The 24,717-nt window shown below is 54.8% G+C and carries 24 protein-coding genes and 1 pseudogene; 12 read left to right on the top strand and 13 right to left on the bottom strand.

Translation table 11 applies throughout. The features are described 5' to 3' along the window. Positions 1-115: 115 nt before the first annotated feature. From hypF to SK39_RS16630, 3 genes are all read right to left on the bottom strand, one after another. A complete protein-coding gene (gene hypF, locus SK39_RS16640; RefSeq protein WP_048217209.1) occupies positions 116-2,356 on the bottom strand; it encodes a carbamoyltransferase HypF in 2,241 nt (746 codons plus the stop codon). 143 nt (positions 2,357-2,499) lie between these two features. Further along, complete coding sequence (gene hydN / locus SK39_RS16635; protein ID WP_003037366.1) at positions 2,500-3,045, bottom strand: electron transport protein HydN; 546 nt, start codon at positions 3,043-3,045, stop codon at positions 2,500-2,502. A 145-nt stretch (positions 3,046-3,190) separates the two neighbouring features. After that, complete coding sequence (locus SK39_RS16630; RefSeq protein WP_044699793.1) at positions 3,191-4,204, bottom strand: LacI family DNA-binding transcriptional regulator; 1,014 nt, start codon at positions 4,202-4,204, stop codon at positions 3,191-3,193. Between the two features lie 264 nt (positions 4,205-4,468). On the opposite strand from SK39_RS16630, the gene ascF reads away from it, so the two are divergent. The 3 genes from ascF (at position 4,469) to SK39_RS16615 (ending at position 7,777) form a co-directional block, all read left to right on the top strand. Beyond that, positions 4,469-5,923 carry a PTS cellobiose/arbutin/salicin transporter subunit IIBC gene (ascF, locus tag SK39_RS16625; protein ID WP_003037374.1) on the top strand — a complete coding sequence of 485 codons (1,455 nt, stop codon included), beginning with the start codon at positions 4,469-4,471 and terminating at the stop codon, positions 5,921-5,923. Positions 5,924-5,945: 22 nt separating this feature from the next. Beyond that, positions 5,946-7,370, top strand: coding sequence for a 6-phospho-beta-glucosidase (locus SK39_RS16620; protein WP_048217423.1), 1,425 nt, complete (start codon positions 5,946-5,948; stop codon positions 7,368-7,370). 167 nt (positions 7,371-7,537) lie between these two features. Then, the gene (locus SK39_RS16615; protein ID WP_003037379.1) at positions 7,538-7,777 is read left to right on the top strand and encodes a SymE family type I addiction module toxin; all 240 of its coding nucleotides are present in this window, start codon (positions 7,538-7,540) and stop codon (positions 7,775-7,777) included. 56 nt (positions 7,778-7,833) lie between these two features. Here SK39_RS16615 and hycI read toward each other — a convergent pair whose 3' ends face one another. The 9 genes from hycI to hycA form a co-directional block, all read right to left on the bottom strand. Further along, a complete protein-coding gene (hycI, locus tag SK39_RS16610) occupies positions 7,834-8,304 on the bottom strand; it encodes a hydrogenase maturation peptidase HycI (protein WP_003037382.1) in 471 nt (156 codons plus the stop codon). After that, the gene (locus tag SK39_RS16605) at positions 8,297-8,707 is read right to left on the bottom strand and encodes a formate hydrogenlyase maturation HycH family protein (RefSeq protein WP_003037385.1); all 411 of its coding nucleotides are present in this window, start codon (positions 8,705-8,707) and stop codon (positions 8,297-8,299) included. The genes hycI and SK39_RS16605 overlap by 8 nt, the downstream gene beginning before the upstream one ends. Beyond that, complete coding sequence (hycG, locus tag SK39_RS16600; protein ID WP_003037388.1) at positions 8,704-9,471, bottom strand: formate hydrogenlyase subunit HycG; 768 nt, start codon at positions 9,469-9,471, stop codon at positions 8,704-8,706. The genes SK39_RS16605 and hycG overlap by 4 nt, the downstream gene beginning before the upstream one ends. Beyond that, a complete protein-coding gene (gene hycF / locus SK39_RS16595) occupies positions 9,471-10,013 on the bottom strand; it encodes a formate hydrogenlyase subunit HycF (protein WP_003037391.1) in 543 nt (180 codons plus the stop codon). Before hycF ends, hycG begins: the two co-directional genes overlap by 1 nt. 9 nt (positions 10,014-10,022) lie before the next feature. After that, positions 10,023-11,732: a formate hydrogenlyase subunit HycE gene (hycE, locus tag SK39_RS16590; protein ID WP_003037393.1), complete on the bottom strand. Its 1,710-nt coding sequence runs from the start codon at positions 11,730-11,732 to the stop codon at positions 10,023-10,025. Positions 11,733-11,749: 17 nt separating this feature from the next. Then, positions 11,750-12,673 carry a respiratory chain complex I subunit 1 family protein gene (locus tag SK39_RS16585; RefSeq protein WP_003825914.1) on the bottom strand — a complete coding sequence of 308 codons (924 nt, stop codon included), beginning with the start codon at positions 12,671-12,673 and terminating at the stop codon, positions 11,750-11,752. Between the two features lie 2 nt (positions 12,674-12,675). Next, a complete protein-coding gene (hycC, locus tag SK39_RS16580) occupies positions 12,676-14,502 on the bottom strand; it encodes a formate hydrogenlyase subunit 3 (RefSeq protein WP_003846592.1) in 1,827 nt (608 codons plus the stop codon). Beyond that, positions 14,499-15,110: a formate hydrogenlyase subunit HycB gene (hycB, locus tag SK39_RS16575; protein ID WP_003037401.1), complete on the bottom strand. Its 612-nt coding sequence runs from the start codon at positions 15,108-15,110 to the stop codon at positions 14,499-14,501. Before hycB ends, hycC begins: the two co-directional genes overlap by 4 nt. Before the next feature lie 143 nt (positions 15,111-15,253). After that, positions 15,254-15,712, bottom strand: a complete 459-nt coding sequence (gene hycA / locus SK39_RS16570; protein ID WP_003840271.1) for a formate hydrogenlyase regulator HycA — start codon at positions 15,710-15,712, stop codon at positions 15,254-15,256. 198 nt (positions 15,713-15,910) lie between these two features. On the opposite strand from hycA, the gene hypA reads away from it, so the two are divergent. The 7 genes and pseudogenes from hypA to SK39_RS16535 all read left to right on the top strand — a co-directional run bounded on the left by hypA (position 15,911) and on the right by SK39_RS16535 (position 22,329). Then, the gene (hypA, locus tag SK39_RS16565; protein ID WP_003037406.1) at positions 15,911-16,282 is read left to right on the top strand and encodes a hydrogenase maturation nickel metallochaperone HypA; all 372 of its coding nucleotides are present in this window, start codon (positions 15,911-15,913) and stop codon (positions 16,280-16,282) included. Between the two features lie 103 nt (positions 16,283-16,385). Next, positions 16,386-17,258 (top strand): hydrogenase nickel incorporation protein HypB, encoded by an 873-nt coding sequence (hypB, locus tag SK39_RS16560; protein WP_003037409.1) that lies wholly within the window; start codon positions 16,386-16,388, stop codon positions 17,256-17,258. Further along, a complete protein-coding gene (hypC, locus tag SK39_RS16555; RefSeq protein WP_003037411.1) occupies positions 17,249-17,521 on the top strand; it encodes a hydrogenase 3 maturation protein HypC in 273 nt (90 codons plus the stop codon). Before hypB ends, hypC begins: the two co-directional genes overlap by 10 nt. Beyond that, a complete protein-coding gene (gene hypD, locus SK39_RS16550) occupies positions 17,522-18,643 on the top strand; it encodes a hydrogenase formation protein HypD (RefSeq protein WP_003037413.1) in 1,122 nt (373 codons plus the stop codon). After that, a complete protein-coding gene (hypE, locus tag SK39_RS16545; RefSeq protein ID WP_003037416.1) occupies positions 18,640-19,650 on the top strand; it encodes a hydrogenase expression/formation protein HypE in 1,011 nt (336 codons plus the stop codon). Before hypD ends, hypE begins: the two co-directional genes overlap by 4 nt. A 127-nt stretch (positions 19,651-19,777) precedes the next feature. Next, positions 19,778-21,856, top strand: a pseudogene (gene flhA / locus SK39_RS16540) (formate hydrogenlyase transcriptional activator FlhA). Between the two features lie 44 nt (positions 21,857-21,900). Next, a complete protein-coding gene (locus SK39_RS16535; RefSeq protein WP_003037421.1) occupies positions 21,901-22,329 on the top strand; it encodes a TOBE domain-containing protein in 429 nt (142 codons plus the stop codon). Positions 22,330-22,453: 124 nt separating this feature from the next. Here SK39_RS16535 and SK39_RS16530 read toward each other — a convergent pair whose 3' ends face one another. Then, complete coding sequence (locus SK39_RS16530; RefSeq protein WP_032938326.1) at positions 22,454-22,798, bottom strand: nitrous oxide-stimulated promoter family protein; 345 nt, start codon at positions 22,796-22,798, stop codon at positions 22,454-22,456. Between the two features lie 187 nt (positions 22,799-22,985). Between SK39_RS16530 and SK39_RS16525 the strand changes: the two genes are divergently transcribed. Beyond that, positions 22,986-23,903, top strand: coding sequence for a metal ABC transporter substrate-binding protein (locus SK39_RS16525; protein WP_032938328.1), 918 nt, complete (start codon positions 22,986-22,988; stop codon positions 23,901-23,903). After that, positions 23,900-24,715 (top strand): iron/manganese ABC transporter ATP-binding protein SitB, encoded by an 816-nt coding sequence (gene sitB / locus SK39_RS16520; protein ID WP_003840297.1) that lies wholly within the window; start codon positions 23,900-23,902, stop codon positions 24,713-24,715. The genes SK39_RS16525 and sitB overlap by 4 nt, the downstream gene beginning before the upstream one ends. Positions 24,716-24,717 lie beyond the last annotated feature (2 nt).

The following is a 24,717-nucleotide window of genomic DNA, read 5'->3' as shown; positions in this document are numbered from 1 at the left end:
ACTTTGCCCGGCAACGGTGCTACTGATTTATTAACCTCACGCACATGGATGTGCGTTGCCACTTGTCGGTATGCCCCGACATGTTTTTCTTGCCCCGCCAGTCCCGGGGCTTTTTTTATTTTTGCATCAACACCCGCGCCGCGGCAATCACGCCCTGCCCCAATGACAACCCGCCGTCGCCCGCCGGTAAACGCTGCGGGAACAGTAAGGTAAAATCACGCAGATAAATCGCCAGCCGGGATGACAGCAAGCGGTTATGCATCACGCCACCACTGAATACTAACGTTTTAATTCCGCGCGCTTCGGCCTGCTCACGCATCAGCGTGGCAAAACCACACGCCAGCGCGTCGTGAAACGCCCACGCTCTTTCTGCAGGGGCGGTCTGCCAGGCCAGCCATTGCTGCCAAAAAATTGCTAAGTCCAGTTGATTGCCATTAAGCGGCACCGTAACAGGGTGATCAACACCTGCACACTGCGATGCCAGCGCCTCCAGCGCACAGGCCGCCTCACCTTCATAACTCAACGATTCCGGCGCACAATGCAACGCGGCGGCAACCGCATCAAACAGTCGTCCGCACGACGATGCCAGCGGGGCATTGATTCCCCGCTCGATGGCGCGCGCCAGTACGTTCCAGTTTTGATGCTGTAGCCCCGATGTTTCTGGGTAACGCTGCCAGTCAGGAACAAAACGCAGGCACTGCGCGAGCAGATTGCGCCATGGCTGTTTTGCCGCTAAATCGCCGCCCGCCAGCGCTACCGCCGGTAAGCCGCCAAGGTGTTCGCATTCACGATAGTTGACCCGCAGACATTCGCCGCCCCACAGCTCGCCATTTTCCCCCATGCCGATACCGTCCAGCGTCAGAGCAATCACATCGCCGCCATCGAGCGGCCAGCCGTGCTCGGCAAGACATGCAGCGGCATGAGCATGGTGATGCAATACCGTTTCGGTTGGCAGATTCATTTCGCTGGCCCACTGGCTGGAAACATAGCCAGGGTGGGCATCATGCACGATACGCTGTGGCGTAAAATCATAAATATTCTGGATCAGGCGTAGCGCATCACGCCACTGCTGCTGAATGCCGTCATCGCTGAGATCGCCTAAATGCTGGCTGATAACCGCCTGTTCGCCACGCACCAGGCAGAAGGTATTTTTCAGATCCGCGCCTAAGCACAGCATCGGTGGCACGTCGCGAAATCCTGGCGGCAGCGCGACCGCATCCGGCACGTACCCCCGGGAACGACGCAGCATTTCCCCGCTATCACGCACCACGGAGTCATCCATCCGCTGCACAATTTCGCGGTTATGCAGCAGGAAACCATCAGCAATCGCACTTAAATCTTCCAGCGCCTGGGCGTTGGTAATGGCCGGAGGCCTGCCGCTGAGGTTGCCGGAGGTCATCACCAGTGGACAATTCATCTCTTGTAAGAGCAAATGCTGCAACGGATTCGCGGGCAGCATGACGCCCACTTCCGTTAACCCTGGCGCAATGCCCTCGCTCAATGCAGCGACATAGCATTTCTGCACCAGCACGATCGGCGCAGCAGGTGTAGTCAGCAAACGACGAGCAGGTTCGGGCAGTCCGTCATCACCTGGCAGCATTACCGCCAGCGGTTTCGCCGGACGGTGTTTACGCAGCCTGAGCAGCGCGACAGCGTCATCATTGCGCGCATCGCACACCAGATGAAACCCACCAATGCCTTTAACCGCCACAATACCGCCTGCTTTCAGTCGCGATACCGCCGCCTGCAGCGCCTCTTCTTTCTCTGCCCGCTCATCCGTGCTGAACCACTCAAGATGAGGGCCGCACGCCGGACAGGCAACGGGCTGGGCATGGAAGCGACGATCATACGGGTCACGATACTCTTTGTCGCATTGCGCACAGAGTGGGAACGACGCCATCACGGTGAACGGGCGGTCATAGGGCATGGCACGGATAATCGTAAAGCGTGGACCACAGTGGGTGCAGTTGATAAAGGGGTATCGGTAGCGACGTTCGCCGGGGGTGTTCATTTCAACAAGGCATTCGGGACAGGTCGCGGCATCCGGAACGATTTGCGTATTCATCGTACCGCCAGCACTTTGACGAATCGAGAAATCGGCAGGCTGCTGCGTCCAGGCGAATGCTTCGCTCTCAACGCTGTCAATGCGCGCCAGCGGTGGGCAGTGTTGATGTAACTGCGCAATAAATACCGCCGGATCTTCCTGTAAGCGCACAACCACACCGTCACCGTCGTTACACACATCGCCATGCAGTTGTAACCGCTGCGCCAGTTGCCAGACGTAGGGGCGAAATCCGACGCCCTGTACTTTGCCGCGAATACGCAACTGTACGCCGGAGAGGGTGTTTATTGTCATTAGATTATTCCCGCAGTCATCAATCCCGGTTAGCCTGATGGCGCGATGCTTATCAGGCCTACGGGGATGCGAACAGTAGGCCGGATAAGGCGAAGCCGCCATCCGGCATAAGTACTACCGTATTTTACGCGGATTTTCAGATATCAGAACAGCAAAGATGCGGTGGAATCCAGCGCCGCGCGACGGCGTTTTTCCGCGCTAAGTTGCTCAAGCTTATTGCGATCGACATAAATCAGCGCGTGAGTCGGGCACACTTCCATACAGGCAGGACCGGCCTCGCGATGGTGGCACAGGTCGCACTTATTGGCTTCAGCTTTTTCTGCACGGACGTTCAGACCCGCGCCGCTGTTACGCACAACCGGACGCACGACCACTTCCATTGCGCCGTAAGGACAAGCCACAACGCAAGTTTTACAGCCAATGCAGCGTTCCTGCATTACGTGAACAAAACCTTTATCGCGGCTGATCGCACCGTTCGGGCAGACGTTAGCGCACGGCGCGTCTTCACACTGGCGGCACAGCGTCGCCGTAGAGACATTAACGCCTTTGATGACGTGAATGCGGGGTAAAAAAGTTTCAGGGGTCAGCGATGCGCAGTCCTGGTTATCCTGATGGGATACCACGCAGGCCACTTCACAGGTACGGCAACCAATGCATTTATTGGCGTCTGCAATGATGAAACGGTTCATCAATTTCTCCAGCAATGACAGAATATCTGCCGAAGCATTCACAAATCGTGCCAGAATTTAATTCACTGTTATTAAAGGAATTTTATTTTGAAGAACGCAAGAAGAGCGTGTCATCGTCACTAGTGACGATGACAAATGACAGCCGTCAGCGCGAAGCGGGCGGCGCAACTGAGTCGCGCTGGATGAGTTCACCGGTGAAAGTCTTTGGCGGCGTAAACGCCCCGTCACCCAACATAAAGATCAGGCGCCCAATCGTTTCCTGAATCATTTCTGTTACCGGAATTTTAACGCTGGAAAGCGCCGGAATAGTGTATGCCGCGAGGGCGATATCATCAAAGCCAATCACCGACACCTGTGCAGGAACGCTCACGCCATGCTCGTGCAACTGCTTCATCGCGCCGATCGCCATATCGTCATTACTGGCCACCAGCGCGGTAAAATTGACCTTGCGCGAAAGCAAAGTATCCACACCCGCTGCGCCGCAGGCTGGCGTCCATTTCCCTTTAACAATCAGATCATTATTTAGCGCGATACCATGATGTGCCAGCGCGTCTTTATAGCCTGAAAGTCGCTCCAAGCCTGTTGGAGAATCCATCGAGCCGGTAATAAAACCAATCTCTTTATGCCCAGCGGCAATGAGCTGAGTAACGGCGTTAAAGCTGGTCTGCTTTTGATCACACCATACGCTGTGGCTACTGTTTTTCCGCAGGCGTCGATTAAGCACCATAATCGGCTGGCTGTGGGTATCGATGATATCGTCTATCTCATCCACGCTGAGAAAACGCGGATAAATCATAATCGCGTCACAGCGCAGGTCGAGCAGGTACTGGATCGCCTGACGCTCTTCCTCAGCGCTGTGCTTACCGTCAGCCAGCAACAACTGGCGTCCTTTATCTTCCGCCATCCGCGCGGTATGAAACAGCAGCTCGCTGAAATAGACGCCGTGATAAAGGGTATTTGTTACCACCAGGCCCAGCGTCTGCGTGGTTTTCGCCGCCAGACTGCGCGCCAGCAAGTTTGGGCGGTAACCACTCTCTTCAATGGCCTGAAACACGCGGTCTTTGGTCTCCTGGCTGACGTAGCCGTTCCCGGAAAGCACCCGGGAAACTGTCGCTTTCGACACCCCGGCACGCTTCGCCACCTCCAGCATCGTGGTCATATTACTCATCCCTATTCTCTCAATGTGACGCAGTGTACTGCACCATTTCGCCGCTGTCCTTGCTGCTAAATCGCAGACGCTGACATCTGGTGATCGGAGTCACAATTACAAAAAATGATCAAAATTAAATCTTGCTCATTACTCATATTTTAAACATGATTTTGTGGAACCGGTTTCCTATCTGCGTTTCATAACCCAGAAAAGCGACCCAACGTAAACGGATAAAACATAACGTACCCTACTGATAAAACAGGATTAAATCCGATGTCCAAGAATTATGCAGCGCTGGCGCGCTCCGTTGTGACGGCTCTGGGAGGCGTCGACAACATCACAGCAGTGACCCACTGTATGACCCGTTTGCGTTTCGTTATCAAAGATGACTCGCAGGTCGACAGCGCGACGCTGAAGACGCTTTCTGGCGTACTTGGCGTGGTGCGTAGCGATAACCAGTGCCAGGTGATCATCGGCAACACCGTTTCGCAGGCGTATCGCGAAGTGGTCAGCCTGTTGCCTGCCAATATGCAGCCTGCTGAGCCGCAAACCAAACCCCGACTGACGCTGAAGCGGATTGGCGCGGGGATCCTCGACGCGCTGATCGGCACCATGTCGCCGTTGATCCCGGCAATTATCGGTGGATCAATGCTCAAACTGCTGGCAATGATCCTCGAAATGACCGGCGTGCTGGAGAAAGGATCGTCCACGCTCACCATTCTGACCGTTATCGGTGACGGCGCATTTTTCTTCCTGCCGCTGATGGTCGCCGCGTCGGCCGCTATCAAATTCAAAACCAACATGTCGCTGGCAATCGCCATCGCGGGCGTACTGGTGCATCCCAGCTTCATCGATCTGATGGCGAAGGCTGCGCAGGGTGAGCACGTTGAGTTTGCCCTGATCCCGGTGACGGCAGTGAAATACACCTACACGGTGATCCCGGCGCTGGTGATGACCTGGTGCCTGTCATACATCGAACGTTGGGTCGATCGCATCACTCCGGCGGTAACCAAAAACTTCCTTAAACCAATGCTAATCGTGCTGATCGCCGCGCCGCTCGCCATCGTCATCATTGGCCCGATCGGTATCTGGATCGGTAGCGCAATTTCAGCGCTGGTCTATACCATTCACGGCTATCTCGGCTGGCTGTCGGTGGCCATTATGGGCGCACTGTGGCCGCTGCTGGTAATGACCGGTATGCACCGTGTCTTTACGCCAACCATTATTCAGACCATTGCCGAAACCGGAAAAGAAGGCATGGTGATGCCGTCAGAAATCGGCGCCAACTTGTCGTTAGGTGGTTCATCGCTGGCAGTAGCATGGAAAACCAAAAACCCGGAACTGCGTCAGACGGCGTTAGCGGCAGCCGCCTCCGCCATCATGGCGGGGATTTCCGAACCTGCGCTGTATGGCGTAGCGATCCGCCTGAAACGACCACTGATTGCAAGTCTTATCAGCGGTTTTATCTGCGGTGCCGTTGCCGGAATGGCCGGACTTGCAAGCCACTCCATGGCAGCTCCTGGCCTGTTCACCAGCGTCCAGTTTTTCGATCCGGCCAATCCGATGACTATCGTTTGGGTATTTGGCGTGATGGCGCTGGCGGTAGTGCTTTCCTTTGTATTAACGCTGATTCTCGGCTTTGAAGATATCCCTGTCGAAGATGCAGCCGCGCAGGCCAGAAAAAACCAGGCCGCACAACCGGGCAATATCAATGGAGCCAGCATTTGACTGGTATGAACTGAGGTTAATTATGTCTGTTTTTCCACAAGGATTTTTATGGGGCGGCGCACTGGCCGCCAACCAGTCTGAAGGGGCATACCGGGAAGGCGGCAAAGGACTGACTACCGTCGATATGATCCCCCACGGCACACATCGGATGCCCGTCAAGCTGGGTCAGGAAAAGCGCTTTGCGCTGCGGGATAACGAATTTTATCCTAGCCATCAGGCGATCGACTTTTATCATCGCTATAAAGAAGATATCGCGCTGATGGCGGAAATGGGTTTTACGGTATTTCGTACTTCCATTGCCTGGAGCCGTCTCTACCCTAACGGCGATGAGCTGATGCCGAATAAAGAGGGCATAGCGTTTTACCAGAGCGTGTTTGCCGAGTGTAAAAAATACGGTATTGAGCCATTAGTCACGCTGTGTCACTTCGATGTGCCAATGCATCTGGTCACCGAGTACGGCTCCTGGCGTAACCGCAAAATGGTTGAGTTCTTTACCCGCTACGCCCGTACCTGCTTCGAGGCCTTTGACGGTCTGGTGAAGTACTGGCTGACGTTCAACGAAATCAACATTATGCTGCACAGCCCCTTTTCAGGCGCCGGGCTGGTATTTGAAGAAGGTGAAAATCAGGATCAGGTGAAATATCAGTCCGCTCACCACGAACTGATAGCCAGCGCCCTGGCGACTAAAATAGCCCATGAAATTAATCCGCAAAACCAGGTCGGTTGTATGCTGGCTGGCGGTAATTTTTATCCTTATTCGTGTAAGCCGGAAGATGTGTGGACCGCGCTGGAAAAAGACCGCGAAAACCTGTTCTTTATTGATGTGCAGGCGCGCGGGGCCTACCCGGCTTATTCTGCCCGCGTGTTTCGCGAAAAAGGCGTGGTCATAGAAAAAGCCCCAGAAGATGACGACATCCTGAAAAACACCGTCGATTTCGTCTCGTTCAGCTATTACGCATCGCGCTGCGCCTCGGCGGAAATGAACACCGGCAATACCAGCGCCGCCAACGTGGTGAAGTCGCTGCGTAATCCGTATATTGCGGCCAGCGAATGGGGCTGGGGCATCGATCCGCTTGGTCTGCGCATCACCATGAATATGATGTATGACCGCTACCAGAAACCGCTATTTCTGGTGGAGAACGGGCTGGGAGCGAAGGATGAAATCGATGCCAATGGTGAGATCAATGACGACTATCGCATTAGCTATTTACGCGAACATATTCGCGCCATGGCAGACGCGATTGAAGATGGCGTGCCCCTGATGGGTTACACCACCTGGGGCTGTATCGATCTGGTTTCTGCCTCAACCGGTGAGATGAGCAAACGCTACGGTTTTGTGTATGTGGACCGCGATGACGCGGGCAACGGCACGCTGGCGCGCACCCGTAAGAAATCATTCTGGTGGTACAAAAAAGTGATCGCCAGCAACGGCGCCGATCTGGCATAACAGATCTGCCGGAGGGGATTACAGTCTTCCGGCAGAATTACATATTTTCATTTATTACATTCCAGATGTGGAATCGTCCTTCCAGTTTCAGGTTTGCCCTCATCCTTTTTTACTGGCATTTTATTCAGTAGTTTTTAATCCTGGCCGTTCACCACAAGGAAGCGTGCATGTTTGATAAAAAGGGTAAATCAGCAGAGGTAATCACCAAACCGGTACGTCGCTTGAAAGTCAGCTATGTCAGAAAACGCCATGAAGATCCAAAAACGGGTTACACGCGACGAATCAGTCGGCACGCCTCGCTCACGCTGAACGGCGACTGGCTGGAACAAGCTGGATTTCCGACCGGTACGGCAGTGAATGTATCAGTGATGCAGGGGAAATTAATTATTGAGCAGGCAATTGAATGACGAGGATACACTGGGAAAACAGGCCGGATGTCGTTCACATCCGGCACTGATACGGTTTACTCTTCTGGCGCTTCCAGCTCGGAGAATCCACCGTGTCCTTCCCAACCGGCTAATCGCTGATAGACGGTATCAACAGCATCTTTGATCGGCTGTGTCATCGGGTAGTAAAAACCGACGATGTCCGGTTGAATGCCGAGGAAAATCACCTCGCCAACGTCGTCTTTCAACTGATCGACCAGGTAATTCAGCGGCATGTTATGAGTGGTCATCATGAACATCTCGGCAATGTCATCGGGATCGATAATGCGGATTTCACCAGGGTTCAGCCCCATATCGGTAGCATCAACAATCAACAAACGTTGCGGACGCAGTTCACGGATGGCGACAATATCGTTTTCTGGCGCACTACCACCGTCGATGACAACCCAGTTGCCTTGAGGATTTGCAGCACACATTTCAGCCAGCAGCGGGCCCGCGCCGTCATCGCCCATCATGCTGTTACCCACACATAATAAAACGTCAGTCACGGTGTCTCCTCACCATCAGATAGATGGCGCTTTCCTGGTGTATGTCGTGCAGCATGCTAAGCATCAGCTTGCTCCACTCCTGCTGCTGCGGGGTCTGTACGGCACGCGCATCATCGAACGCGCGTGCCAGCATTTGCACATGGTTGAAATCGATAACGATCTCGCCGTATTTCGGCACACCTTCCATTTTCCGGCGAGCTTCGCTTCCCTCAGCAAGGGTAGCAATCCATGCCAGATATTCGTCCCATGGACAAGTTAACGCCGCTTCCAGGCAATCGATGATCCCAAGGTGGTGACCAATCGCCAGGCTGTAATAGACAACCTGCTGCGCCTCAGCGGGCGTCGCATCGTTCTCATCAATAAACTTACGGCTCAGTTGACTGAACACCACCGTTTCACTCATCGGATACGCGCCTCTTCGACAACATGGTTAAGATGCGTGACGATCTCGGTCAGACGCGGATCGTTTTCCGCCTCCAGCCAGCGCGCCACCTGATGCTCGCCCTGCCCTAACTGCGTCATGTAGTCATCAGCAATCTGGCGACCGTAGCGGTATCCCGCCAGACGGCGAGCCTCGCGATCCACCTTCACTCGCAGCGGCTGAACCATATCCGGATGCAGAATTTCGGCGGGCTGTTCGTCCAGTTCACCCGGCGCACGCGCGTGAATTTTTTGTTCCAGCAGACCCAGCGCCATGGCAAAACCATACAGCGTGGCTGCAGGCGTTGGCGGGCAGCCAGGGATATAGACATCCACCGGTACGATTTTGTCCGTGCCGCCCCATACGCAGTATAAGTCGTGGAAAATACCGCCGCTGTTACCGCAAGCACCGTAAGAGATACAAATTTTCGGGTCTGGCGCAGACTGCCAGGCGCGTAGCGCCGGAGAGCGCATGGCACGGGTTACCGCGCCGGTAAACAGCAGGATATCCGCATGACGCGGGGACGGTACCACTTTGATGCCAAAACGTTCGGCGTCAAACAGCGGAGAAAGCGTGGCGAAGATTTCGATTTCGCAACCGTTGCAGCCGCCGCAGTCCACACGGTAAACGTACGCTGAACGCTTGATGCTTTTTAGCAGCGACGCTTTCATGCTGGCAATGGATTCATCCACCGTCATCGGTACCGGAATACCGTTGGCGTCACGTGGGCCTAATAAATTGCTCATCAGCTGGCCTCTTTCATATGGCGAGTCAGTTCAATACGGTCAGACGGCACCAGGCATTTCTGGCGCTTACAGTCCGGGCAGGTCTCAAAGCTTTCACGGTGGTTTTCCGCGCGGCTATCACCGTTGTGCTTAAGCAGCGCAATGGCGTAATCAATCTCTTTTTGTACCGCAAACGGACGGTTACATACGCGGCAATTACACAGCGCAAAGCGGGACTGCTGCAGGAAATCCTCTTTCTTCCACACCGCCAGCTCATACTCCTGCGACAGCTTGATCGCCGCCGTCGGGCAAACTTCTTCGCAACGGGCGCAGAAGATGCAGCGACCGAGGTTGAACTGCCACGCCAGCTCATTGGTGGCCAGATCGGTTTCGACCGTCAGCGCGTTCGACGGGCACGCATTCACACAGGCCGCACAGCCGATGCACTGTTGCGGATTATGTTCCGGTTTGCCACGGAAGTTTTTATCGACCGCGATCGGCTCCAGCGGATACGACGACGTCGGTGCCCCGGTTTTGATGACTTTTTTGATAAAGGTAAACATGGCGATTCCTTATTTCAGCGGCGAGTTTTTACGCTCGATGCTGTAGCGCTCAAGTTCTTTGTACGGCACGACTTTGCTCTTCTTCTTACGCACATCGACTACGGTCATACGGTCAGTACAGGAGTAGCAAGGATCGAGGCTACCGATAATCAGCGGTGCATCGGAAACGGTATTGCCACGCAGCATGTAGCGCAGCGTCGGCCAGTTGGCGTAGGTCGCCGCACGGCAGCGCCAGCGATACAGTTTCTGGTTGTCGCCGGTCATACTCCAGTGGATGTCATCTCCACGCGGCGCTTCAGCAAAGCCTAGTGCGAAACGGTGAGGAATATAGGTAAAGCCTTCTACCATCAGCGGACCGCCCGGCAGGTTATCCAGACCGAAGTCGATCATATTCAGTGCAGTGTAGACTTCATTAATACGAACTTTCAGACGAGAAATAACGTCGCAGCCCTGCTCGCTATGAACTTCCATCGGCAGCAGACCATAGCCGACAAACGGGTGATCGGCGCGGGTGTCACGCGCGTGGCCGCTGGCGCGAACCATCGGGCCGACGTTACTGAAGTCACGGGCAATTTCCGGATCCAGACGACCAATACCAACGGTACGCTGTTCCATGTTCGGCGTGCTGAGCAGCATATCGACCAGTTCCTGCACGTCACGACGCATCTGCTGCGCCAGTTGACGGGTCTGGATCATATCTTCTTTCAGCAGATCACGACGGATACCGCCGATCAGGTTCAGGCCGTAAGTCTTACGCGCCCCGGTGAGGATCTCCGCCATTTTCATCGACGTTTCACGCACGCGGAAGAACTGCATAAAGCCGGAGTCAAAACCGGTGAAGTGGCAGGCCAGACCAAGGTTCAGCAGATGCGAGTGCAGACGTTCCACTTCCAGCAAAATGGCGCGGATCATCTGCGCACGTTCCGGCACCACGATGCCCATCGCATTCTCAACGGAGGTGGTGTAGGCGGTGCTATGCGCAAAGCCGCAGATGCCACACACGCGATCTGACAGGAACGTCACCTCGTTGTAACCCATACGGGTTTCCGCCAGTTTCTCCATGCCACGGTGGACATAGAACAGACGGTAGTCGGCATCGATAATGTTCTCGCCGTCCACGAACAGGCGGAAGTGACCGGGTTCATCGGAGGTGACGTGCAACGGGCCAATCGGCACCACGTTATTTTTCTTGTCGCCCAGTTCGTTGATGAACTCGTAGGTTTCAGCATCGGTAGTCGGCGCCGGGCGCTGACGATAATCCATGCTGTCTTTACGCAGCGGATAGAGTTCGTCCGGCCAGTCATCGGGCAGTACCAGACGACGCTCATCCGGCAAACCTACCGGGATCAAACCGTACATATCGCGCACTTCGCGCTCGCCCCAGACCGCAGCCGGAACGCGCGGCGTGACGGATGGGAACTCCAGCTTATTGGCATCGACTTCAACGCGGACGGTTATCCAGCATTTGGTGCCCTGCTCCATCGACATCACATAATAAACAGCGTAATGGCCGCACAGCTGGCGTTCGTCGTTACCAAACAACACGGACAACCAGCCGCCCTGTTTGTAGTACAGGAACTCCACCACTTCCGGCAGGTAGTTCACCTTGACGGTGATCGTCAGCTGATCTTTGGTCTGCCAGGCTTCATCCAGCACCACGCCCGGAAAGGCCTGATGCAGCGCAGCGAGATATTGTTGACCTAATTTTTCTTCAGACATGCTCAAACTCTCTTAAATCACGCCACCAGCAAGGAGACGAACGCTAAAAACGCAAACCCAAAACCGGCCCAGGTCACGCGTGAAGTGGCGCAAAAACGCAGACGCGCCATGCTGTTTTCGAACAGGGCGATGACCAGCACGCCGAGGACCAGCTTGACGACGGCAATCACCAGCGCCAACAGCAGCCCACCCGCGGTGAAGGTTTCCATCTGTCCCCACGGCAGGAACACACCAACGAACATTTGCAGAACGACCAGTTGCTTGAGGCTAATGCCCCATTTCAGCACGGCAAAACCGCTGCCGCTGTATTCAGTCAATGGACCTTCCTGCAGCTCTTGCTCTGCTTCTGCCAGATCGAATGGCAGTTTGCCCATTTCGATAAAGGTGGCGAAAGCACAGGCGCACAGTGCCAGAATCAGCGGGATGCTGCGCGCAGCAGGCCAGTGGTAAATGGTATCGGCGATATTGCTGATATGGGTTGAACCCGCAACCTGTGCCGCTACCCACAGCCCCAGCAACAGGATAGGTTCAACCAGCACGCCGAGCATCGCTTCACGGCTGGCACCAATGGCGGTAAACGGGCTACCGGTATCCAGTCCCGCGATAGAGAAGAAAAAACGGGCAATGGCGAACAGGTAAATTAAGGTGATCAGATCGCCCAGTTGCGGCAGCGGTGAGCCAACGGTCACTACCGGTAGCGCAGTGGCGATAGTCAGCATCACGCCCACCATCACAAACGGCGTCAAGCGGAAGACCCAACTGGAATCCGCAGGCGCAATGCTCTGACGGCCCAGCAGTTTGATAATGTCGCGGTATTCCTGCAAAACGCCCGGACCGCGGCGATTGTGCAAACGCGCGCGCGCCACGCGGGTAACGCCGGACAGCAGCGGCGCAACGGCAAACAGCACCAGCGCCTGAATTAACGGATATAAAACACTCATTTTCAGGCTCCTCGTGAAACCACAATCACCACCAGCACCGCCAGCTCAATCAGCGCCAGGCGACGGAACAGCACCGGCGCAGCCGCATTCTGCCAGCCCGGAACCAGTGATACCGGATTCAACCACTTACGCAGTTTGAGTACCGGGGCAAAGGCTTCTTTCACCGGCATGGCAAAACCGTGCGCGGTAATGACCATTGACTGCTCGTGATCGTAACCACACACCCATGCCGCACCGCGTGAACGCGACGGCAGACGGTTGCCTTTGAAAATTGCCATGATGATGAACGGCAGCAGCGGACATGCGATCAGCAGCAGCGTGATCATTGGCTGAGAAACGGTGGTGTTCGCAGTTTCCAGCGGCAGCGGAACGGCAGAGGAGATCATCGGCAGCAGCCACGGCGCAGCCACGCCGCCGATCACGCAACAGATAGCCAGCGCAACGACGCTCACACCCATCAGGATTGGCGCGCAGCAGGCGTTTTCAGCTTCCTTCGTGCGCGGTGCACCAAGGAACGTTACGCCATAGACTTTCGCCATACACATCACCGCCAGCGCGCCGGTAATTGCCAGCCCAACCGCCAGCAACGGCCCTAACAGACGACCGACAAACGCCCCGCTGTTACCCAGCTTGAAGAAGGATTGATAGATAACCCACTCACCGGCAAAACCGTTCAGCGGCGGCAGCGCGGCCATCGCCATCAGGCCAACCAACATCGCCAGAGAGATAACCGGCATGCGTTTGCCGATACCGCCCAGTTTTTCGATATCACGATGACCGGTACGGAACCAGATGCTGCCTGCGCCCAGGAACAGAACGCTTTTGAACAGGCTGTGGTTTACCAGGTGGTACAGACCGCCGGTCAAACCCAGCGCAATCAGCGCCGGTTGATTCAGGGAAATCCCGGTCACGCCAGCGCCCAGCCCCAGCAGAATAATGCCGATGTTTTCCAGCGTGTGGTACGCCAGCAGGCGCTGGATATTGTGTTCCATCAGCGCATACAGACCGCCAACAAATGCGGTGATCATGCCCAACACCAGCAGCGTAATTCCCCACCACAGCGGCGCGTTACCGCCCAGCAGCGACAGCGACAGAATACCCAGCAGCCCCACCTTCATGACCACGGTAGAGAACAGCGCCGCAGCCGGCGCGCTGGCATTGGCGTGTGCCTGTGGCACCCAACCATGCAGAGGAATAATCCCGGCCAGCAGGCCAAAACCTGCCACGCCCAGCAGCCAGATGTCAGACCCGAGCGGCAGCTCCTGGGTGCGCAGGTCTAGCAAACGCAGCTCCAAAGTGCCGTAACGTTGCCACACAAGGTAGCAGGCAACCGCCAGCAGCAGCGTACCAATACGCCCCAGCGCAAACCACAGTTTGCCTTCTTTACTGCAGCCGGTGAGGAACACGGCACACAGCGCCATGATTTCCGCCATCACCACCAGCGTACCGAGGTTGCTGGCAACCACCGCACATACCGCCGCGGCCATCAGCAGATTCACCAGCAGGCCGTTAGCTTTCACCTGCGGATGACGATGCCAGTCAATGTTGTACAGGCTGACAAACAGGCCGCACAGTCCCAGCGTAATCAGCCAGATAGCATTCAGCGGAGTAATTTGCAGACTGTGCCCAATAAACGGCATCACGCCGCTCACCGCCAGCGCATTAGTCAGAACGGTAAAACCAGCGGCTGCCGTACACAAGCTGCCGACCGCACCGCCAACTCCAGCAATCCAGCCGCTCAGCGATTTATGAAATGAAAACAGAAATGCCAGAACCGCAGCCGCTGTAAACCAGGCCACGCCGCTGTTAATCAGTGAAATTGCGCTCATTTTGCATCCCCACTCTGAGCCTGCTGAAACAAGGTGAGATCGCCAAAATCGGTATTGAAAGTCAGCTCACGCTTACGTTTGCTGGCGCGGGCGATATCCATGTTGCTCACCAGGTGCAGGGCTTTGGTCGGACACATGCGCACGCAGGCCGGACCAAGCTCGTCAAAACTGCACAGATCGCATTTCACCGCGATGGCACGAACGCCTGGAACCCAGTCCAACAGCGAACTCACGCGAGCAGGCGCTGGCGGAGCCGGAGGCGCTTTTGGCGTATTGGCGTTTGCCGGGATATGCAGCGGACGGCTACCAGAAAACTCTATCGCGCCAAACGGACAAGCGATCCCGCACAGTTTGCAGCTTACGCACAGGCTTTCATTCAGCTGTACGGCGCCATCAACGCGGTTAATGGCATTAACCGGACACACGGTGGCGCAAGGCGCATCTTCACACTGGTGGCAAAGCTGCGGCGCGGATTCTTTTTCATTTAACATCACTTTCAGGCGCGGCATTGACTGCAGGCCATGCTGGCGATGTGTCTCTGAGCAGGCGGCTTCACATGTGTGGCAGCCAATACAAAGAGTGGAGTCAGCAATTACAAAACGATTCACCAGGCATTCCTCAGGTGATAGTCATTTTTGACGAAAACATGTCTGCAAAATGTCATTTCGACATTTTTCGACATGCCCATTCCCTAAAACATCGTGACGCAGTATGTAAACCGCATCATGACAAAGTGGACAGCACCTGAGGCTTAAGCCGGGCTATGTCCCTCAACCAGTTGGCTTAAATTCACCGGCATATTGTTCTCAACCGCGGTGTACAGGCTGTCGTAGACGGTGGCGATTTTCTCGAGATAGTGCTCCAGCACCTGTTCGCGATCGCGGTTACTGAAACGCTCATCGACTTGACCGTCGATGGTCAACTGTGCCTGTGCAATCAGTTGCTTATCATCACCATCTTTTGTTTCGACGTAGTACTCGATGGTGTGGCTATTGAAGCCATCCGCCAGCGTGACGTAGATAGTGAAGTGTTCAAAAAGGACAAAGCAGAGATCTTTGTCCGGCGCACAGCTCATTGCATGATGCAAACGCGCTTTCGAGAGGGTGATCCCCTGAACCAGCGAGTTGCAGTAAATACGCCACTGGTCCTGTAGGCGACGATGCCGTTCAGCGATGTAATCGGCTTTTTCGCTTATTTCCCAAATAGTCATGTCAGGTTACCCGTTTAGCAGAGATGAACAGCCTTAAGCACATTTCATGCCAAAATTAAATTACTTAATTTTCATATAGATAAAAAATCAAAGGCGGGTGACGACATGTCATTTCGTCATTGTCGTCATTGTCACGAATGAAAAAATTCAACCTGGCATGCTTATTGCTTTTGATACGGCAACTTCACAGGAGGCGGTATGCACGAAATAACCCTCTGCCAACGGGCACTGGAATTGATTGAACAACAGGCCACGCAACACGGTGCTCAGCGAGTAACTGGGGTCTGGCTCAAAATTGGCGCATTTTCTTGCGTAGAAACCAGCGCTCTCTCCTTTTGTTTTGATCTGGTATGCCGCGGGACCCTTGCAGAAGGTTGTAAACTCCACCTCGAAGAACAAGAAGCCGAATGTTGGTGCGAATCTTGTCAACAATACGTCACGTTACTGACGCAACGCGTGCGCCGATGTCCGCAATGCAACAGCGATATGCTGAGAATTGTGGCCGATGACGGCCTACAGATTCGACGTATTGAAATAGATCAGACTCCAGCGCCGGATGGCGACGCTTAAGCGTCTTAACCAGCCTACAGAAAGAGCTCGTTTGTAGGCCGGATAAGGCAACGCAGTCATCCGGCAACAGATGTATCGCAAGTAAAAAGATCAGGAGTGAGCGATGTGTACGACATGTGGTTGCGCTGAAGGCAACCTATATATAGAGGGTGATGAGCATAATCCCCACTCGGCGTTTCGCAGCGCGCCATTTGCCCCAGCGGCTCGTCCAGCGCTGAATATTACCGGTGTGAAGACCTCAAATTTCACACCGAGCCAGACCGAAGAAGGCGATTTGCACTACGGTCACGGTGAGGCAGGAACCCACGCACCAGGTATGAGCCAACGCCGTATGCTGGAAGTGGAAATTGACGTACTGGACAAAAACAACCGCCTGGCCGAACGCAACCGTGCCCGCTTTGCGGCCCGTCAGCATCTGGTGCTGAACCTTGTTTCAAGCCCGGGCTCCGGTAAAACCACGCTGCTGACCGAAACGCTGATGAAGCTGAAAGATAGCGTGCCGTGCGCCGTTATTGAAGGTGACCAGCAGACGGTGAACGATGCTGCCCGTATTCGCGCCACAGGCACGCCCGCCATTCAGGTCAACACCGGTAAAGGTTGCCACCTTGACGCACAAATGATCGCTGACGCCGCGCCGCGTTTGCCACTTGACGATAACGGCATTCTGTTCATTGAAAACGTCGGCAACCTGGTCTGCCCGGCCAGCTTCGACCTCGGCGAGCGCCATAAAGTGGCCGTGCTTTCCGTCACCGAAGGTGAAGACAAACCGCTGAAATATCCACATATGTTTGCCGCCGCATCGCTGATGCTGCTCAACAAAGTGGATCTGCTACCGTACCTCAATTTTGACGTTGAAAAATGCATCGCCAGCGCCCGGGAAGTGAACCCGGGAATTGAGATTATCCTGATTTCCGCCACCAGTGGTGAAGGGATGGATCAATGGCTCTCCTGGCTGGAGACGCAGCGATGTGCATAGGTGTTCCGGGTCAAATCCGCACCATTGATGGCAACCAGGCCAAAGTCGACGTTTGCGGTATTCAGCGCGACGTCGACCTGACGCTGGTCGGTAGCTGTGATGAACATGGCCAACCGCGCCTCGGCCAGTGGGTACTGGTCCACGTCGGTTTTGCCATGAGCATCATTAATGAAGCTGAAGCGCGCGATACGCTCGACGCGCTGCAAAACATGTTTGACGTTGAGCCGGATGTCGGCGCGTTGCTGTACGGCGAGGAAAAATAAATGCGTTTTGTTGACGAATACCGCGCACCAGAGCAGGTGATGCAACTGATAGAGCACCTGTCTGAACGTGCCGCCCACCTCCCCTACACGGCTGAACGCCCACTGCGCATCATGGAAGTTTGTGGTGGTCATACCCACGCTATCTTCAAATTCGGCCTCGACCAGTTGCTACCGGAAAACGTGGAGTTTATTCATGGTCCGGGTTGCCCGGTTTGCGTTCTGCCGATGGGTAGAATCGACAGCTGTGTAGAAATCGCCAGCCATCCAGAAGTGATTTTCTGCACCTTTGGCGATGCGATGCGCGTCCCGGGTAAGCAAGGCTCCCTGCTGCAAGCCAAGGCGCGCGGTGCAGATATCCGTATCGTCTATTCACCGATGGATGCGCTGAAGCTGGCACAGGAAAACCCAACGCGTAAGGTGGTGTTCTTTGGTCTGGGTTTTGAAACCACAATGCCAACGACCGCTATCACTCTGCAACAGGCAAAGCAGCGTGACGTGCAGAACTTTTACTTTTTCTGCCAGCACATCACGCTTATCCCTACGCTGCGCAGCCTGCTGGAACAGCCGGACAACGGTATTGACGCCTTTTTAGCACCAGGCCACGTCAGCATGGTGATTGGCACAGATGCCTATAATTTCATTGCTTCAGACTTCCATCGTCCGTTAGTGGTCGCCGGTTTTGAACCGCTCGATCTCCTGCAAGGCGTGGTGATGTTAATTGAGCAGAAAATTGCCGCGCACAGCCAGGTAGAAAACCAGTACCGTCGCGTGGTACCGGATGCCGGTAACGCGTTAGCGCAACAGGCCATCGCCGAGGTGTTCTGCGTCAATGGCGACAGCGAATGGCGCGGTCTGGGCGTTATCGAATCCTCTGGCGTTCACCTGACGCCTGACTATCAGCGCTTTGATGCCGAAGCCCATTTCCAGCCAGCGCCGCAGCAGGTGTATGACGATCCGCGCGCGCGTTGTGGGGAAGTGCTGACGGGCAGATGTAAACCACATCAGTGCCCATTATTTGGCAAAACGTGTAACCCGGAGACCGCTTTTGGCGCCCTGATGGTCTCCTCAGAAGGCGCATGTGCCGCCTGGTATCAGTATCGTCAGCAGGAGTGTGAAGCATGAGCAGCGTACAACTCGCCCACGGTAGCGGCGGTCAGGCTATGCAGCAGTTGATCAACAGTCTGTTTATGGAGGCATTCGCGAATCCGTGGCTGGCGGAACAAGAAGATCAGGCACGTCTGGAACTGGCGCAACTGGTCGCTGAAGGCGATCGTCTGGCGTTTTCAACCGACAGCTATGTTATCGATCCGTTGTTCTTCCCGGGCGGTAATATCGGCAAGCTGGCTATCTGTGGTACGGCTAACGACGTGGCGGTCAGCGGCGCGATCCCGCGCTATCTCTCCTGCGGTTTTATCCTCGAAGAAGGTTTACCAATGGAGACGCTGAAAACCGTCGTTAACAGCATGGCGGCAACCGCGCGCGAAGCGGGTATCGCCATCGTCACCGGCGACACCAAGGTTGTACAGCGCGGCGCGGCGGACAAACTTTTTATCAACACCGCCGGAATGGGCGCGATCCCCGCCAACATTCACTGGGGCGCACAGACCCTGAGCGTGGGCGATGTGCTGCTGGTCAGCGGTACGCTTGGCGATCACGGCGCAACTATCCTTAACCTGCGCGAACAGTTGGGTCTTGATGGCGAACTGGTCAGCGACTGCGCGGTATTGACGCCGCTTATCCAGACGCTACGTGATATTCCCGGCGTCAAGGCGCTGCGTGACGCCACCCGTGGCGGCGTGAATGCAGTAACGCATGAATTTGCCGCATCATGCGGGTTTGGTATTGAGCTGTCTGAAGCGGCCCTACCCGTGAAGCCCGCTGTGCGTGGCGTTTGCGAACTGCTGGGACTGGATGCGCTCAACTTTGCTAACGAAGGTAAGCTGGTGATTGCCGTTGAGCGTCAGGCCGCTGAAACGGCGCTTGCCGCGCTGCGCGCGCATCCATTAGGACGCGACGCCGCAATGATTGGCGAAGTGGTAGAACGCAAAGGTGTGCGTCTGGCCGGACTTTACGGCGTGAAACGAACCCTCGATTTACCACACGCCGAACCTTTACCTCGTATATGCTAACTGCCCATTAGCAGCAACGTGTAGGCCGGATAAGCGAAATCGCTATCCGGCAATAATTTACGACTTATACCTATAATTCATTTACCGTTTTCGCACCGTTCTGCGGTGCTTTTCCTGGAAAAGCAATATGTCGTATACACCGATGAGTGACCTCGGACAGCAAGGCCTGTTCGATATTACTCGTACATTATTACAGCAGCCCGATCTCCCGTCTCTTAGCGAGGCGCTTTCGCAGCTGGTCAAGCGTTCAGCGCTGGCCGACTGTGCGGCTATTGTCTTATGGCAGGCACAAACGCAGCGTGCGCGTTATTTTGCGACGCGTGAAAATGGTAAACCCATCGATTATGAAGACGAAACGGTACTGGCTCATGGCCCGGTACGCCGTATTTTGTCTCGCCCCGATGCGCTGCACTGCAACTATCACGAGTTTACGGAAACCTGGCCACAGCTGGCCTCTGGCGGACTGTATTCTGAATTTGGCCACTACTGCCTGCTGCCGCTGGCGGCGGATGGGCGTATCTTTGGCGGTTGCGAGTTCATCCGTAATGAAGATCGTCCATGGAGTGAAAAAGAATATAACCGTCTACAGACCTTCACCCAGATAGTCGGCGTCGTTGCTGAACAAATTCAAAGCAGGGTCAGCAACAACGTCGATTACGATCTGTTGTGCCGCGAGCGTGATAACTTTCGCATCCTGGTCGCCATCACCAATGCGGTACTCTCCCGCCTGGACATTGACGAACTGGTCAGCGAAGTCGCCAAAGAGATCCATCACTACTTCGACATTGATGCCATCAGCATCGTGTTACGCAGCGATCGCAAAAACAAGCTCAGCATTTATTCCACCCACTATCTGGATGAACATCATCCAGCGCACGAACAAAGTGAAGTGGATGAAGCAGGTACGCTTTCCGAACGCGTGTTCAAAAGCAAAGAGATGCTGCTGATTAATCTGAGCGAACGCGATACGCTCGCTCCTTACGAACGGATGCTGTTCGAAACCTGGGGCAACCAGCTACAAACCCTGTGTCTGTTACCGCTGATGTCCGGCAATACTATGCTCGGCGTGCTCAAGCTGGCACAGTGCGAAGAGAAAGTTTTCACTACCGCTAACCTCAAGCTATTGCGCCAAATTGCCGAGCGTGTGGCAATTGCCGTGGATAACGCGCTTGCGTATCAGGAGATTCACCGCCTGAAAGAACGTCTGGTAGATGAAAACCTGGCGCTGACTGAACAACTCAACAATGTAGAGAGTTAGTTCGGCGAAATCATTGGCCGCAGCGAAGCGATGTACAGCGTACTCAAGCAGGTCGAAATGGTGGCGCAAAGCGACAGCACCGTCCTGATTCTGGGTGAGACCGGAACGGGTAAAGAGCTGATCGCACGGGCCATTCACAACCTGAGCGGACGTAACGCCCGTCGGATGGTGAAGATGAACTGCGCGGCAATGCCTGCCGGATTACTGGAAAGCGATCTGTTTGGTCATGAGCGCGGCGCGTTTACCGGCGCCAGCACGCAGCGGATTGGTCGTTTCGAGCTGGCAGATAAAAGTTCGCTGTTCCTCGATGAAGTTGGCGATATGCCGCTGGAGCTTCAGCCTAAGCTACTGCGCGTTCTGCAAGAGCAGGAGTTTGAACGTCTGGGCAGTAATAAGCTGATCCAGACCGATGTGCGCTTGATCGCAGCCACTAACCGCGATCTGAAGAAGATGGTCGCCGATCGCGAATTTCGTAACGATCTCTACTATCGACTGAACGTCTTCCCGATCCATCTGCCGCCACTGCGCGAGCGCCCGGAAGATATCCCGCTGCTGGTGAAAGCTTTCACCTTTAAAATTGCTCGCCGGATGGGGCGCAATATCGACAGCATTCCCGCCGAGGCGCTGCGTACGCTGAGCAGCATGGAGTGGCCGGGCAACGTGCGCGAGCTGGAAAACGTGGTAGAACGTGCGGTTCTGCTTACCCGAGGCAACGTACTGCAACTGTCCCTGCCGGATATTGCCCCTTTGATGCCGTCTACGCCTCCGGTGGCAACCGAAGTCGCACAGGACGGCGAAGATGAATACCAGTTGATCATGCGCGTTCTGAAAGAGACCAACGGCGTGGTTGCCGGACCTAAAGGCGCGGCACAACGGCTGGGGCTGAAACGCACCACGTTACTCTCGCGTATGAAACGCCTGGGCATTGATAAGGATGCACTGGTTTAGCCAGTGTGGCTATACTGGGTGATATCTCAACGAAAGGAGGCAATATGGCGGTATCAGCACGTAATCAATTAACCGGTACAGTGAGCGCAGTCGCTACAGGCGCAGTGAATGATGAAGTTGAACTGACGCTGGCTGGCGGCGCAAAACTGGTCGCGATTGTGACCCATAGTAGTCAGCAGGCACTGGGTCTGGCGAAAGGAAAAGAAGCCATTGCGCTGATCAAAGCGCCGTGGGTGACGCTGGCGACTGAAGACTGTGGCCTGAAATTCTCTGCCCGTAACCAATTTGCCGGTAGCGTTTCACAGGTAACCGAAGGCGCCGTTAACGCCACCGTACACATCAAAACTGATGCCGGTTTTGACATTGTCGCGGTCGTGACGAACGAAAGTCAGCAAGAGATGAAACTGAGTCAGGGAAGCCGGGTCATCGCGCTGATCAAAGCCTCGGCCATTCTGATTGCCACCAAAGCGTAATCGCCATTCATCACCGCATGGCCAGATTGCCCGATGGCGCTACGCTTATCGGATTTACACAACGGTTCCGTTTACCTTGTAGGCCGGATAAGGCGCAGCCGCCATCCGGCATAGAATTGTTACATTACTTCTTACGCTGGTATTTCTCTGGCAATTCCGGGACAGGGCGTTTGTCATCAATCAGATGACGCACGGTCAGAATCGGATGACGCCAGAGCATTCTTGGCCCAGCCCAACGCATAATTTGCTTCATCTCTTCGCGTTTACCAGGTTGATAGCAGTGCACCGGACACTGCTTACAGGCTGGTTTTTCCTCGCCAAACACGCACTTATCGAGGCGCTTTTGCGCATAGGCAAACAACGCATCGTAATGCCCCGGCTCGTCTGAAGCCTGCGGACACTGGCGCTCGTAGAGTGAGATCATTCTCTGGATCGTCATTTTTTCACGTGCAATACGTTTGCCGGACATGATGCCTCCATAGTTAAGTTGCATAAATAATACACCTTAACTAAGCACAGGACTATTGCTGGAGGTCATCCATTCCTTAGCACCCTACGCAAATAAGAATTATTTTCATTTATTTATGCCATGTGCTATATAACATAGCAAAGGCTATATTCGATGATAAATTAACCATTTTGTTGTGAGGGATACTATGCCGCATCTGCCCCATCTCAAGTCATTTCTCCTTGCCAGCGCGTTAACGGCGCTGATGCTGTCACCCGCCTGGGCGAAAGAAAAATTTAAAGTGGTAACCACCTTTACGGTGATTGCCGATATGGCAAGCAATGTAGCAGGTGATGCGGCGGACGTTAGTTCTATCACCAAACCGGGGGCTGAAATTCACGAATATCAACCAACCCCAGGTGATATTAAACGGGCGCAAGGCGCACAGCTTATTCTCTCCAACGGTCTTAACCTCGAACTATGGTTTGCCCGCTTCTACCAAAATTTGTCCGGCGTACCAGAAGTGATGGTCTCAAACGGCGTCCAGCCAATGGGTATCAGCGAAGGGCCGTACAACGGCAAACCGAACCCGCATGCCTGGATGTCAGCGGAGAACGCACTCATCTACGTGGATAACATTCGCGATGCGCTGATGAAATACGATCCAGACAATGCCGCCACTTACCAGAAAAATGCACAGAATTATAAAGCGAAAATCCAGCAGACCCTGGCGCCGCTGCATGCTGAACTGGTAAAACTCCCCGCCGATAAACGCTGGCTGGTCACCAGTGAAGGCGCATTCTCCTACCTGGCACGTGATAACAGCCTGAAAGAGCTGTATCTGTGGCCGATCAATGCCGATCAGCAAGGTACGCCGAAGCAGGTACGCAAGGTAATCGATGCGATCAGAGAGCATCATATCCCAACGGTATTTAGCGAAAGCACCGTGTCCGACAAACCAGCGCGTCAGGTTGCCCGTGAATCTGGCGCGTATTACGGAGGCGTGCTGTATGTCGATTCGCTCAGCGCTGCCGATGGTCCGGTACCGACCTATCTGGATTTACTGCGCGTCACCACGCAAACCATTGTTAACGGCATCAACAAAGGTCTGGAGAGCCAACCATGAGTCACTCTGCGATTACCGTAAATCAGGTTACGGTGACGTATCGCAACGGTCATACCGCATTGCGGGACGCCACTTTTCAGGTTCCGGGCGGCTCAATTGCCGCTCTGGTCGGCGTAAACGGGTCGGGAAAATCAACGCTTTTTAAAGCGCTGATGGGTTTTGTCCGCCTGGCGCAAGGGGAAATCTCAATTCTGCAACAGCCGGTAAATAAGGCGCTCAAACAGAATCTGATCGCCTATGTCCCTCAGTCAGAAGAGGTGGACTGGTCGTTTCCGGTACTGGTGGAAGATGTGGTGATGATGGGACGCTTTGGCCATATGGGCTGGCTGCGTCGACCAAAACAGATCGACCACGCCTGCGTGGATGCGGCGCTGGCGCGGGTTGATATGCTGGACTATCGCCATCGTCAGATAGGTGAACTGTCCGGTGGGCAGAAAAAGCGAGTTTTTCTGGCAAGGGCCATCGCACAGGACGGACAGGTTATTTTACTGGATGAACCCTTCACCGGCGTGGATGTAAAAACCGAGGCCCGGATCATCGACCTGCTGCGTGAACTGCGTGATGAGGGTCGAACCATGCTGGTCTCTACCCATAATCTGGGATCCGTCACCGAGTTTTGTGATTACACGGTGATGATTAAGGGCACGGTGCTGGCAAGTGGACCAACCGATACCACCTTTACCCCCGAGAATCTCGAGCTGGCATTCAGCGGCGTACTGCGTCACGTTGCGCTGAGCGGCGGCGAACAACACGTGATTACCGACGATGAACGCCCGTTTATTTCGCGACGTGCGGCAAGCGAGGGGGAATAATC

Origin of the sequence: Citrobacter sp. BIDMC107, assembly GCF_001037575.1 — a bacterium.
Taxonomy (GTDB): Bacteria; Pseudomonadota; Gammaproteobacteria; order Enterobacterales; family Enterobacteriaceae; genus Citrobacter; species Citrobacter freundii.
This window is presented reverse-complemented; position numbering and strand designations above follow the sequence as displayed.